The organism is Chitinophaga silvisoli, from assembly GCF_003412465.1.
Lineage (GTDB): Bacteria > Bacteroidota > Bacteroidia > Chitinophagales > Chitinophagaceae > Chitinophaga > Chitinophaga silvisoli.
The window spans coordinates 560094-573594 of sequence record NZ_QTJV01000001.1; the positions used below are offsets into that span (position 1 = coordinate 560094).

The window sequence follows — 13501 nt, forward strand, 5'->3', positions numbered from 1 at the left end:
AGCATGCGATTATTGTTGTTATTCACTGTTGCTTTCTTTATCAGTAACATTTCACGAGCCCAGGATACGGCCAACTATAGAGGTATGACTGTCAACCTTGATGAAGTCGTCGTTCAGGCCAAACGGGTCGGCTTTGATGTCAATAGCTTTATCAAAAGGGTAGAAACAGATACTACCTTCTACAGGGCTTTCCGGAACCTCCATCTTTTAGGTTATTCGGCAGACAACGATATCCGCATTTATGGCAAAAAAGGAAAGGTGGATGCCTTCCTGAAAAGCCAGACCCTGCAAACCATGCAGGGAACCTGCCGGACCATGAAAGTACTCCATGAAGAAACAGGTGGCGATTTCTATACCTCCAAAGGCGATTACAGGTACTACACCGCTGAACTGTATGCAAACTTCTTCTTTACCAAAGGAACAGTTTGTGCCAAAGCCAACGGGGAATCCATAGAACCGTCCAAAGGCAACCTGGCCAAACACAAAGCCCAGCTCAAACAACTTATCTTTAATCCCGGCCAACCTATCAAAGGGGTACCTATTGTAGGTGGGAAAGTAGCGATCTTCGACCCTGAAGTGATGCGCCTTTATGACTTCTCCATTACTTCTGAAGATTTCAATGGTGTACCTTGCTGGGTCTTTTCTGCTTTTGCAAAAAAGAACCTCGGGTATTTTGATAAGAATGATATCGTAATCAATGAACTGGTAACCTACTTCACGAAAGAAAACTTCGATATCGTAAACCGCAAATATTCACTCTCTTATAAGACAATGGTATTTGATTTCAATGTAAAGATGAATGTGCAGCTGGTGAAGAAACAGGACCTGCTGACACCGGTCCTGGTAACCTACGAAGGTACATGGGATGTGCCTTTTAAAAAGAGGGAAACGGCGATCTTTATAGCGAAGTTCCACGAGTTTACAAGATAAATGATCTGGCATACACCTGCTTATACAAAAAAGCCCCGTTCCACAGAACGGGGCTTTTCTATTGAAAGAATAAAATCGACTGCTTAATGTATCACTGTAATCGCTCCTGTTTTCCTCACATGCTCTCCTGACTTCTGCACCGTATATTCCATCACATACACATAAGTTCCTACTGGTACCCTGGTGCCGTTCTTTGAGCCTGTCCAGCCTATATCAGGATCCGTTGTATAGTAAATCTGTGCCCCCCAGCGGTCGTACACACTGATCGAGAAGCTCTGAAGCGGACATTTATATTTCGGCCGGAACAGGTCATTGTTCCCATCTCCGTTCGGACTAAAGCCACTCGGCAACCATACCTGGCAATCGCAATCCTTAAAGCCAACTTCGACCGAATCAATAGCCGTGCCGCAGGTATTTTGTGCTACCACGGCATAGATGCCCGCTGTGTTGACCTTGAAAACGGCTACCGTACTGCTGTCCTGCCATTTATAATTATTGCCCGCACCTTTGGGATACAGGGTATACACCTCGCCACTACACAATACAGTATCTCTGCCCAGGCTTACACGCAGTGTATCTTCAATCTGCACATGCACAGTATCGCTGCTTACACAGCGGCCTATCTGTGCACGCACATAATAGAACCCGGTTTTGGTCACATAATAGGTGGCCTGCTTACTGGTATCCTGCCAGCGGTAGGTACCGGTTCCAAAATCGGCGGTGAGTACCAGTTTTTCACCTTTACAGATGATAGTATCATTACCCAGGTTTACATTGCGGAGGGCATTGTAACGCACCCGGATGCTATCAATTACATTACAGGTATTGTTGATCGTAGCATAGCACCAGAGGTCTGCCGGACGGCTTGCGGAGACGGTAGGGGTAGTCGCCCCTGTACTCCACAGGTAAGCAGTGGCACCGCTGGTACTGCCATCGATGATCACCGTTTCGTCAGGACAAAGTAAAGTATCCGGACCCAGTGAGTATGGATGCTCAGTGCCACCGAATGCAATGCGGATACTGTCTATAAAAGTACCGCAACCCTTGGCATTTGCATTTACAATATAAGTGAAGGCGGCACGGGCGGTATCGCTGTGTACAATGATGTCAGGAGTCGTTTCGCCCGTATTCCAGGAGAAGGTACAGTTCTGGGCAGTTGCATCCAGCTGCAGGGTTTCACCCAGGCAAAGGATCACGTCATTGCCCAGTTCTATTTCCGGCTCGGGCGTGTAAAACACGTTCATGGAGTCGGGTACCAGGCAGCCGTTGATCTTTACCTTGTAGGTCTGCATAGTATCTACCACGATACTCTGACCGGTAGAACTATCCTGCCACAGGTAGGAGGCACCGGCTACATACGGAGCAGTCAGGGTGATGGTACTCCCTTCGCAGAGGGTAGAGTCGGTAGGCCCAAAGTCGTAAGGTACGGGGGCCACCACTGTAATGGTATTGGTAGAAATGTCTTCCACACCACTCCGGTAAGCTACCAGGGTGATGGTATAATCGCCAAGGGTATTGTAAAGATGCACCCCGTTGATGGCTTTGGAAGAGTCATATTTGCCGGATGCCGGATCACCATAGTACCACTTGACGGAGTCAATACCGTCACGGTCAGCAGTAGCGATAATAAAACGAATGCTATCGTTCTGGCAGGTGCTGTTATAGGTAAAGGGCGTAGACGCCTGCGCGGTGGTTGAACCGAGTAAAACGAGCAAAACCACTGGAATTAGGTATAGGTTTCTCATGCTTGGGACATGGGTAAGGCATAAAATTAAAAGAAATTCATGATATATGGTATTTTTTTAATGGAAACGTAAAAACTTCAGATCCTTAACATCGGGTTAGCAAACCTACCATATCATTATCCTATTTTTACTTTCGAGAGAGAAGTTAAGCAGCGTCCCATGCTGCTCAGGCATCCCGCTATGCGGGATGCCTTTTTAAAACAGCTAATCTTCCAGCGGTCTTGCAGAGATATACCTTCTCCACTTTTCTAACACCGCATTAAAATCTTCCGGCATTGGACTTTCAAAATGGACTGGCTTGCGGGTACGAGGGTGAATGAAGCCCAGCGTCTGCGCGTGAAGGGCATGCCTTGGCATCAGTTCAAAGCAGTTATCCACAAATTGCTTGTATTTATTGAAGACGGTGCCTTTCAGGATGCGGTCGCCGCCATAAGTATCGTCATTGAACAGGGAATGCCCGATATGCTGCATATGCACCCTGATCTGGTGGGTACGACCTGTTTCCAGGCGGCACTCAATGAGAGTCACATAGTTAAAGCGCTCCAGCACCTTGTAATGGGTAATGGCATCTTTACCATATTCTCCTTCAGGGTAAGCATCCATGATTTTTCTAAAGCGTTGATGGCGACCCACATGTGCTTCCACGGTTCCTTCATCTTCTTCAAAATCTCCCCATACCAGGGCGATATACCTTCTCTGTACGGTATGATCAAAGAATTGTTTGGCGAGGTCGTTCATCGCCTTTTCTGACTTGGCAATGACGAGGAGGCCGCTGGTGTTTTTATCGATACGGTGTACCAGGCCAAAACGGGGTATTTCCGGTTCAGTCACCTCGGTAGTCTGCCCACCCAGGTACCAGGCCAGCCCGTTTACAAGGGTACCGGTATAGTTGCCACAACCCGGATGTACGACCATCCCTGGTTGCTTATTGATGATCATGATGTCTTCATCCTCAAATACGATGTTCAGGTCCATTTGTTCCGGGATCACATCTGTATTCTCAGGATTTTTGGTTGTCATCACCACGATTTTATCGCCGGCTTTGACTTTATAGTTGGACTTAACAGGTTTGTCATTGACGATCACCCAACCTGATTCGCAGGCCTGTTGAATCTTGTTTCGGGTAGCACCTTCCACCCGGTTCATCAGGAACTTATCGATACGGAGAGGCTCTTGTCCCTTATCGGCAACAATATTCACACGCTCATACAGCTCTTCACTGCCTTCGCCGCTTTCCAGCTCATCATCCAGTTCAATTGGATCTTCAGTCATTTATTTCAAAAATTTATGCAAAGGTATGTCATTTTGGCCGCTTTTAGGGGCTGGCTCCTACATGGATATATTGCAGTCTTATAGATTACAGGGATATGAACTGGAGGTAAACCGGGAATGTCCCGCAGATATCCCGCCTCTTTTAGAATGCGGGTTATAGGCGGAATATATGCGGGTTATCTGCGGGATATCTGCGGGATATCTCCCTTTTCCAGGCGAATTGTCTTAGTACAGAAAAACCTTACAGTTGACGTATTGTATGCAGAATTAGCTTTACAGGTTGGAGCTTGGTTCAGCGAGCGCTTTACAGGTGTAAATTACACAAAGGAGAGACCTTTAGGGGCCTAGTCCTAATATAGGTTTACACTATGGTTCGTGGAAGAAGGCAACAAACATTTCAGTAACTTTGTATAGTTATGACCAACAGAACTATTCGGATCCAGGACCTGGGCGTGATTGAGTATCAACCAGCCTGGGATTACCAGGAGCAATTGCTACAGGAGAACGTAAGGATTAAGCAGGCAAAAGGCAGGGGAGAGATTCCTGCTGATGGCGAAGTAACAACGAATCATCTTCTCTTTTGTGAACATCCCCCTGTATACACCCTCGGTAAGAGCGGGCATATGGAAAACCTGCTGCTCAGCGAAGCGCAGCTGGCAGACAAGGGTATTACCTTCGTGCCCACCAACAGGGGAGGCGATATCACCTACCACGGTCCGGGGCAGGTAGTGGGTTACCCGATTCTGGATCTTGAACATTTTTTCACCGATATAGGCAAGTACCTCCGCTTACTGGAAGAAGTGGTGATCCGCACGCTGGCGGACTATGGAATCAAAGGAGACCGTTCTCCGGGCGAGACCGGCGTATGGCTGGATCCTGAGGATCCTAAAAAGGCCCGCAAGATCTGTGCAATGGGTGTGCGATGCAGTCGCTGGATCACCATGCATGGTTTTGCACTGAATGTGAATACCGATCTGAATTACTTCGGTAATATCATACCCTGTGGAATTGTGGATAAGAAAGTAGCGGCCATGCAGGAAGAGTTGGGCCGGGAAATACCCCTGGCGGAAGTGAAGGAGAAACTACTGAAACATTTTGCCGAAGTCTTTGAGGCTGAAATGCTTTAGTTATCATAAATTACTATAAATAAAAAGGAGCGCTTTAAGCGCTCCTTTTTTAATTTCTATAACTAAGTGGAATAAACACATTCCACTTTTCCAGCACTTTCCCGTCTTCAAGAATTTCGAAATTGAACCAACCGGCATGGAGGAAGATGGCTTTTTCCAGGATAAGGAAAGGCTCTTTTACCTCTTTGATGTCGAACAGGAAGGTTCCATCCGGTTCATAAAACTTCACAAAATATTTCTTATTCGGTGCGTCAGGCAGTTTGATATTCACATTGCCATCTGCAGTGGTGTAAATGTAATTGGAAGGATGCCATACGATCTTCTCCTCTTTTGGTGCTTCTTTTTCCTTCTCTTTTTCAGTGGCTTTACCCCCTACCGGCGGTGGTGCGGTGGTCGTAGCTACGCCGGCTGCTTTTGCGGCTGCAATAGCGGCTTTTACATCGGCAGCTGTCAGTTTCTCCCTGTCATTGATAGTGGAGTCCGGTACAGCCAATACTACTTTGGTAAAGAAATAACGGCCATTGTTGAATATGATACACATACGATAGTAGTTAGAGCCTGGCAAAGGCTTCCCATCATCGTACGAACACCTGATATCCCCGGGATTGCTGATATAACCAATGGTATTAAAGTTCAGGACACTGTCCAGCGAGCGCTGAACGCCGATCGATTTTACATCTCTGAAACCCGATATGAATTCAAGACGGATCTTTCCTGTCTGTATCAGGGCAGAAAACTCCGGAAATACCGGAGGATTTTTTTGTTGAGCCTGTACTGAAAATACTAATGCGGATAGTGCTACTACTGTGACAATAAAAATTCGCGACAACTGCTTCATAAATTCCTGATTCCTAAAACTACAATTAGCATCAAATATAGTAAACGCCTTTTTAAATATTCGTTAATATAGTAATATACCGGGCAGAAGGAGAAAGATATTTTTCTTTAATAATGTAATATCCCTGGTTTGAGTGAAAGATTTCCCTGTAATCCTCCTGAATGGATCAGTAAAACCCTGCTCCCGGCGGGGAATACACCAGATATCACTTCTTTTTTAAAGCCCTGTACCAGTTTCCCGGTATACACCACATCCAATGGGATGTGCGTTTCCGCGAAGAATTGGTTCATAAAAGCAACCAGGTCCGGCGTTACCTTTGCATACCCGCCCCCATGGTGCTCATGAACCAGGTTCCATTGCGCTGCATGTTCCTTTTTAAGCAGGCTTTCTACTTCTGCTGAGAGGTATTCCGCTCCTTTCAATACCACATATCCTCTCAACTGTTGCTGTGGCCCTGCACTGTTAATCAACCCTGCCAGGGTGGTACCGGTCCCTACGGCACAAATGATGTGTGTAAATGCCGAAACATCCCTGATGGCCAGGATCTCTTCACAGCCCTCTGCCCCCGCTGCATTATGTCCACCCTCGGGTACGATATAAGCATCGGGAAAAAGAGCTGTCCAGTCTGTTTTTTCCTTTTCTCTATACTGCGCTCTCGTCACAAAATGCAGATGCATGCCCTGCGCTTGTGCCAGCTGTAAAGTATGGCTTAAGGCGGGTGCTGCTTCACCTCTGACTACCGCTGTACAACGTATGCCTGATAAGTGGCAGGCTGCCGCTGTAGCTGCAAGGTGATTGGAGTAGGCTCCTCCAAAAGTCACAATATGATCCCTGCCCTGTGCCCTGGCGGCCGCAACATTACGTTGCAGTTTGAACCATTTATTGCCGGATACTGCTCCATGTAAAAGGTCTAAACGCAACATGGCTGCCTGTATTGTACCGGGCAGCCATGTTGGTGTGATATATTGTAACTGAATATTACTATAGTCAAACATTAATTGAACAGGCTATTGCGCAAATTTAATGCTTGTCCGCCTTTTGACAGCAGTACATTTATCCAGCCGATTTCGCCGTTATTGAAATACTGAATCCTGATTTTGTGATAACCTTTCTTCAGTCCGATTACGCCTACTTTTTCTGTGGTACTATGTACACCATCATTGTCTGCTACTACTTCATCGTCGATGTACAGCACAGCACCGTCATCTGAGAGCAGGTTGAAAGTATACATACCATCAGCATCTACTTTTACATAACCAGTATAAGTGATACCGAAATCCTTCTTTGCAGCCAGGAATGGACGCAGATCCAGGCCTGCGACGGTTCCTGAGCTATCCCCTTTCTCCGGCAGTTCTTTTGCCGTCTTAGGTACATTTTTATACACTGCTGAGAATCGTAATCCATTGCCGGCAGGTTTTACAGCGGCTGCTTCCCTGTAAGGTTTACGTGTATAGGTAGTGTTGTATACATTGCTCTTACGGCCAGTGGGTGTGACTTCGATGTATTGTAACACTACAGTTCCATTATCAGGTACATTGATAGTAAACGGCTGCGTATAGCGTTTACTGTTAGTATCAGGTCCACTGCCATCGATCGTGTAATAAATAGCGGCACCTTTCACGCCCGGGCTGAGTGTAACGGTTGTAGCTGCAGTGGAGATCAGGGTATCTTTCAGTTGTGCAGGTTCCGGGATTCTGAAGTTTACACCCTGCTTATCAATAGCTGCCAGCACTGCCGGTGCTTTCTTCTGGAAGCGGCTCCAGTCGCGCTTAGCAGCAGGAGACCAGGCTATTTCAGACAAAGCGAGTGCTCGTGGCCAGGTCATGTAATCTACATAGGTTTGATCCGGCATATATTCTGTCCAGATATTTGCCTGTACACCTTTGATATATTTCTGCTCTTCCCCATTCAGGGAAGGGGGTAATGGCTCGTAATTATACACGGTGTTTAGTGACAGGTAATTACCGATCCGGCTGGGTTCTGTGCCCTGCGGACTCTGGTAATAATCGAGATAGAGGTAGGTATTGGGAGACATGATCACATCATGTTTTTCCTTTGCAGCCGCAATCCCTCCTGCTTCTCCGCGCCAGCTCATCACTGTTGCATTAGGTGCCAAGCCACCTTCCAGGATTTCGTCCCAGCCGATGATGCTGCGTCCTTTGCTATTTACAAATTTCTCCATGCGCTGTATGAAATAACTCTGCAAAGCATGTTCATCTTTCAATCCCAGTTTCTGCATCAGTGCCTGTACCTGTGGAGATTCTTTCCAGCGGTCTTTCGGACATTCGTCACCGCCGATATGAATGTATTTACCAGGGAAGAGATCCATTACTTCAGTAAGTACATCTTCGAGGAAAGTAAATACGGAATCATTGGCAGGGTTCAGTACTTCCTTTGAGATGCCAAAGGTGGTCATGGTCTCGTATTGCCTGCCGTAGCCAAAGCTCGGAAACGCCGCCAGTACTGCCTGTGAGTGACCTGGCATTTCTATTTCAGGGATGATGGTGATATGCCTGTCGGCAGCATACTTTACAATATCCCTGATTTCATTTTGTGTATAGAATCCACCGTAAGGTTTACCATCATAAGTATTGCTGCGAGCGGCGTGGCCTACGACTGTTTCTTTACGCTGTGATGCGATCCTGGTGAGCTGCGGATATTTTTTAATTTCTATGCGCCAGCCCTGATCTTCTGTAAGGTGCCAGTGGAAGCGGTTAAACTTATACTGAGCCATCACATAGATGAACGTCTTTACATATTCAGGAGGAAAGAAATGACGGCCTACATCCAGCATCAGACCACGATAGGCAAAGCGGGGAGCGTCGGATATTTCCACACCTGGTACATGAATCGCTGCACTTTTTTCAGCAGGCAATAATTGTTGTAAAGTTTGCAGACCGTAGAACAGGCCGGCAGCATCACCTTTCAGTGCAATGGTGCCATTGTTTACAAACAGTGTATAAGCTTCAGGAGCGCCGCTTGTTTCTTTGATATCGATAACGGCGGTGGACTTAACTTTGGGTACTGGCTTGTCAGTAGTCTCTACCTTAAAGCCATATACACTTTGTAAAAATGCATTGAGTAAGCCGGCGGTGGTTTTAGCCGCCGTACCCTCATAATGAATGAGGGCATTTTCATTCAGCACAAAACTACCCGGCACACTTTGCAGTGATTTAGGTTCCGGGATGATCATGATGTCAGCTGTTTTCTTTTGAGCGGTACCATAGAGGCACAGCAGGGCTGATAGAGTTGACAGGATTAGTTTTTTCATACTATGTTATTTTTACTTCCGGCACTTTTGTGCATAGCACAATAAGCGGAAAGGGGTGATGGCCGCATGGTTTAGTTATTATTAGTAAGGAACCCACCTTTGCCCCTATACAGCTTTACAGGCTTGTCCAGTTGCAGGGCCAATACAGTCATATATTTATCCTGGGCATTCTCAGGTACGTCAATATACACAAGACCGGGCACACTACTCCAGGAAATTTTACCAACGATCTTATGAGACGGTTCAATGTCAGTACCTACTACATGAATATTTTTAATATTGTTTACCAAACCTTTTACCATAACAGACCCTGTTACTTTGCCCGGCAGGAAGAGGTAGAGGGTGGTGGAATCTTTAGAAAGGGTAGTAGGGCCGTAGAAGTGTCCCTGTGGGATCCCGCCAACGGTATTGAAGATGGCAGCTGCGTGCTTTTTGTTCCAGGCACCCAGTTCTTTCAGCACGTTCACTTCTTCGGCAGGAATGTGACCAGCGGCGTCAGGGCCGATATCCAGCAGCAGGTTACCCCCATTACTAATAGCATCAGCGAAGATGGTGATGATTTCATAAGGTGTTTTCCAGTTGGTATCGTCGGGATGATAACCCCAGTTACTATTAATAGTCATACATAGTTCCCACCAGTTGTAATGAGGGCGGGTCACGGGAAAGTTTTGTTCCGGTGTTTCGTAATCACCATAGCCCTGCAGGCGACCATTAATAATAGTGTTCGGGTTATGTGTGGTGAGCATGGTGCGCATTTTAGGAGCTTCCCACTCAGCAGCGCTGTGTTCCCAGTCGCCATCGAACCACCAGAGGTCAGGATTGAATTGAGTCATTACTTCTTTAAGTTGTCCTTCGTAGAAGTTGCGGAAGCGCTGCCAGCGTACGGTATCTGTAGCGGCGTTGTAGCGGGAGCTATCTTTCAGGAAGCCGGGATAGTCCGGATAACTCCAGTCTATCAACGAAAAGTAAGCACCACATTTAATACCTTCTTTGCGAAGGGCGGCATAGAAAGGAGTGAGTACATCTCTTTTGGCGGGTGTACTGTTCACCGCATCCAGCTTACTTAATTTGCTGTCCCACAGTGCTACCCCATCGTGGTGTTTAGTGGTGATCACGGCATATCGGGCACCTGATTCTTTGATCAGCGAAGCCCAGGCGACAGGGTCATAACTGGCGGCAGTAAAGCCTTTCAGCTGCGCCATGTAATCCTGATATGATATTTTTTTATTGTGGAAAGACCAGGATTCGTCTACCCCATTTACGGAATATATACCCCAGTGAATAAAGATTCCCAGCTTTGCATCGGAGAACCATTGCATCTTTTGAGCGATTTCTGAGGGAGGCACATGTTGTTGGGCAAAGGCATTGGCACATGACGCTAAGGCAATAGCAGCCTGCAAAAAGATTCGTTTCATACACGATTTAAAATTGATAATAATAATGTAATAGTCCGGGTTGGTATAGTGTTTGCTGTTCTCTTACCACCTACAGGCTAATATTACAGGTAACTCTAATGGCTAGAGCTACGAAAGTTGAGACACCTACTTTATTGAAAAAGAAAACGTGAAAATAGTTTTAATCAGTAAATTTAGTCCCTGGAATTTCGCCAATACACATAAAAAAATAATAAAAACAATCTAGTAAAGATGAAACCCACTTTATTGATTCTGGCAGCCGGTATGGCGAGCCGTTACGGTAGTTTAAAACAAATACAGCAGTTTGGTCCTAGCGGTGAGACTATTATCGACTACTCTATCTATGACGCGATCAGAGCAGGTTTCGGTAAGATTGTGTTTATTATCCGCAAGGATTTTGAAGCGGAATTCAGAGAGATTTTTGAACCGAAACTGAAAGGACGTGTAGAGACAGATTACGTGTACCAGGAGATGGATGCTTTCCTGGATGGATATCCTGTACCAGCGGATCGTACTAAACCGTGGGGTACTGCACACGCTGTATTGTGTGCTAAAAATGCAATCAACGAACCATTTGCAGTGATCAATGCTGATGACTTTTATGGTAAGGATTCATTTGAGAAAATGGCTAAATTCCTGGAAAGTTCCTGCAAACCCGACGTATACAGCGTAGTCGGTTATCAGTTGAGCAAGACCATTTCTGAGCATGGTTCCGTATCCCGCGGGGTATGCGCAGCAGATAGCAATGGCAACCTGGCGGAGATCAACGAGCGTACCAAGGTATATAAGGATGGCGACAAGATCGTGTATGAAGATGCTGATGGCAGCAAGCACGAACTGGCTCCTGAAACACCTGTATCAATGAACTTCTGGGGTTTCCACCAGAATGTATTTGAAATGAGCCAGGAGCTGTTTAAGGAATTCCTGCAGAAAGATGGGGATAAGCCTAAGTCTGAATTCTTCATTCCGATTGTAGTGGACAACTTCATTCAGAAGAAACTGGGTGTTGTAAATGTACTGCCTACTGCTGCGCAGTGGTTTGGTGTTACTTACAAGGAAGATGCGCCGGGCGTTCAGGCTAGTTTGTCAGCACTGGTTGAGGCAGGAGAATATCCTACCAATCTGTGGAAATAAACTATTACGGGTGTTAATTACCGTAAGTCGTTATACAATAATTCTGTTGGTTCTATAAAAAAAGTACAAAGAAAAGGGGTTAAATTTCAATATTTTCAAAAAGGCGAGATTTGTTTGCGAAATCACTAAATTTTTTGATTGTATTGTTTTTTATTTCAATCACCAATACTTTTGTACAGTTAAACAACAAAGCATTCCTCCCATGTGGGTAAATAAAGACAATAACAAGATTAATCACATCGTAGCGCAGCTCAATTGGGCTATTACGCTCGTTGTGATCGTCGTTGTCATTATTAGCCACCAATATGGAGGATAGGTAATTGTGTACAACCAAATCAAGATATACAGCCTTCCTCCACCCGAGGGAGGCTTTTTTTTGCGCCTGTTATTCACTAGATTTCTAATATCTGAATTATATGTATAGCTATTACAACGAGAACACCATCATTTACGTTGACGGGGAGTATGTTAAAGCCAGTGAGGCCAAAACCGACCTGTATGGTCAGTCATTACATTATGGATACGCTGTATTCGAAGGTATCAGAGCCTATAAGACTGCCAGCGGAGAAGTGAAGATCTTCAAGGCAGAAGAGCACTTTGATCGTTTCCGTCGCAGCTGTGAGTTAATTCACATGCCTTACAACTATACCAATGAAGAATTGATCACCGCTTGCTACAAGGTGCTGGAGCTGAACAACATGGAAGAAGCTTACATTCGTCCGCTCGCTTATTGCCCACCAAACATGACCCTGAAAGCTGCATCCGAAATGAACGTGATGATCTGTGCATGGGAATGGGGTGCTTACCTGGGTGAAAAGCTGCTGAAGGTAATGACCTCTTCTTACCAGCGTCCTAATCCGAAGGCATTCAAGATCGAATCCAAGTCGGCAGGTTTGTACATCAACTCTATCCTGGCTTCGCAGGAGGCTAAAACAAAAGGCTTTGACGAAGCATTGCTGCTGGATCTGGAAGGCTATGTAGCTGAAGGTCCGGGTGCTAATATCTTCTTCGAAAAAGATGGTAAGATCGTAACCCCACCTCCAGGTGCTATTCTGCCTGGTATTACCCGTGCTACAGTAATTGAACTGTGCCAGGAGCTGAATATTCCCCTGGAACAGCGCCTGTTCACTACCGACGAACTGAAAACTGCTGATTGTGCATTCTTCTGCGGTACTGCTGCTGAAGTAGTAGGTCTGGAATCACTGGATGGTCAGGCATTCGCTAAGCCCTGGGCACAGTCTCTGGGTAAAGTGTTGCAACAGGCTTATAAAGCAAGAGTACTGGAGAAGGAATTTGATCGTTCTTCAGTGAAGGTAGCGTAAGGGATAAAGGTGTTCAGAATATATAACTGAATCGTTTTCAGGATCTTTTCTGGAAATAAGGTTGTATTTGTATATAATTTAGAAATAAGAACATACCGGGTTGCACTATTGCCTGGTATACCCAATGAACACTGCTTCGCTTTGATATTCAATAGGAGAGTGGTCCGATGGCCGCCTGCCGTCAGACCACTCCCATTTTAGGAAGACCGCACTCGTATTATAAGATTTTTTTAATAGTTGGATTTTGGATTTTTGAGTTCACTTTATTCAATACCATAGCGGTTTTGAGACGAAAATGGACCTACTTGAAATCCGGCTGGATCCCCAAATGTCGGTTTGGAACTTGGCGTATATAGCCGCTTCTTTGTATCCTGCTTAATATGATATTCAACATTTGGGAACCGGTTGAATGAACGACTCCGGAACCCAGACAAACTTTTACTAAAA

At 45.7% G+C, this 13501-nt stretch carries 10 protein-coding genes; 4 read left to right on the plus strand and 6 right to left on the minus strand.

The annotated features are described in order from the left end of the window. The first annotated feature begins 3 nt into the window (after positions 1-3). Positions 4-930, plus strand: coding sequence for a hypothetical protein (locus DXN04_RS02345; protein WP_116851693.1), 927 nt, complete (start codon positions 4-6; stop codon positions 928-930). Positions 931-1013: 83 nt separating this feature from the next. Here the strand turns inward: DXN04_RS02345 and DXN04_RS02350 are convergent, their stop codons facing one another. Next, positions 1014-2645 (minus strand): gliding motility-associated C-terminal domain-containing protein, encoded by a 1632-nt coding sequence (locus tag DXN04_RS02350; RefSeq protein WP_158568819.1) that lies wholly within the window; start codon positions 2643-2645, stop codon positions 1014-1016. 234 nt (positions 2646-2879) lie between these two features. After that, the gene (locus DXN04_RS02355; protein ID WP_116851695.1) at positions 2880-3947 is read right to left on the minus strand and encodes an RluA family pseudouridine synthase; all 1068 of its coding nucleotides are present in this window, start codon (positions 3945-3947) and stop codon (positions 2880-2882) included. Between the two features lie 416 nt (positions 3948-4363). Here DXN04_RS02355 and lipB point away from each other — a divergent pair, with 416 nt between their 5' ends. After that, a complete protein-coding gene (gene lipB / locus DXN04_RS02360) occupies positions 4364-5074 on the plus strand; it encodes a lipoyl(octanoyl) transferase LipB (protein ID WP_116851696.1) in 711 nt (236 codons plus the stop codon). Between the two features lie 49 nt (positions 5075-5123). On the opposite strand, the gene DXN04_RS02365 is transcribed toward lipB, so the two are convergent. From DXN04_RS02365 to DXN04_RS02380, 4 genes are all read right to left on the minus strand, one after another. Continuing rightward, positions 5124-5912, minus strand: coding sequence for a hypothetical protein (locus DXN04_RS02365; RefSeq protein WP_116851697.1), 789 nt, complete (start codon positions 5910-5912; stop codon positions 5124-5126). 107 nt (positions 5913-6019) lie between these two features. Beyond that, a complete protein-coding gene (locus DXN04_RS02370; RefSeq protein ID WP_116851698.1) occupies positions 6020-6907 on the minus strand; it encodes a 1-aminocyclopropane-1-carboxylate deaminase/D-cysteine desulfhydrase in 888 nt (295 codons plus the stop codon). After that, entirely contained in the window at positions 6907-9183 is a 2277-nt protein-coding gene (locus DXN04_RS02375; RefSeq protein WP_116851699.1) for a family 20 glycosylhydrolase, read from the minus strand. Before DXN04_RS02375 ends, DXN04_RS02370 begins: the two co-directional genes overlap by 1 nt. A 71-nt stretch (positions 9184-9254) precedes the next feature. Then, the gene (locus DXN04_RS02380) at positions 9255-10598 is read right to left on the minus strand and encodes an alpha-L-fucosidase (protein ID WP_116851700.1); all 1344 of its coding nucleotides are present in this window, start codon (positions 10596-10598) and stop codon (positions 9255-9257) included. 231 nt (positions 10599-10829) lie between these two features. On the opposite strand from DXN04_RS02380, the gene DXN04_RS02385 reads away from it, so the two are divergent. After that, positions 10830-11732 carry a nucleotidyltransferase family protein gene (locus tag DXN04_RS02385; protein WP_116851701.1) on the plus strand — a complete coding sequence of 301 codons (903 nt, stop codon included), beginning with the start codon at positions 10830-10832 and terminating at the stop codon, positions 11730-11732. Positions 11733-12148: 416 nt separating this feature from the next. Continuing rightward, a complete protein-coding gene (locus tag DXN04_RS02390; RefSeq protein ID WP_116851702.1) occupies positions 12149-13054 on the plus strand; it encodes a branched-chain amino acid transaminase in 906 nt (301 codons plus the stop codon). The last annotated feature ends 447 nt before the right edge of the window (positions 13055-13501 follow it).

Excerpts from the sequence above, each read along its gene's own strand:
- DXN04_RS02345 (WP_116851693.1), top strand. The coding sequence starts at position 4 with ATGCGATTATTGTTGTTATTCACTGTTGCTTTCTTTATCAGTAACATT.
- DXN04_RS02355 (WP_116851695.1), bottom strand. The coding sequence starts at position 3,947 with ATGACTGAAGATCCAATTGAACTGGATGATGAGCTGGAAAGCGGCGAA.
- lipB (WP_116851696.1), top strand. The coding sequence starts at position 4,364 with ATGACCAACAGAACTATTCGGATCCAGGACCTGGGCGTGATTGAGTAT.
- DXN04_RS02365 (WP_116851697.1), bottom strand. The coding sequence starts at position 5,912 with ATGAAGCAGTTGTCGCGAATTTTTATTGTCACAGTAGTAGCACTATCC.
- DXN04_RS02370 (WP_116851698.1), bottom strand. The coding sequence starts at position 6,907 with ATGTTTGACTATAGTAATATTCAGTTACAATATATCACACCAACATGG.
- DXN04_RS02375 (WP_116851699.1), bottom strand. The coding sequence starts at position 9,183 with ATGAAAAAACTAATCCTGTCAACTCTATCAGCCCTGCTGTGCCTCTAT.
- DXN04_RS02380 (WP_116851700.1), bottom strand. The coding sequence starts at position 10,598 with ATGAAACGAATCTTTTTGCAGGCTGCTATTGCCTTAGCGTCATGTGCC.
- DXN04_RS02385 (WP_116851701.1), top strand. The coding sequence starts at position 10,830 with ATGAAACCCACTTTATTGATTCTGGCAGCCGGTATGGCGAGCCGTTAC.
- DXN04_RS02390 (WP_116851702.1), top strand. The coding sequence starts at position 12,149 with ATGTATAGCTATTACAACGAGAACACCATCATTTACGTTGACGGGGAG.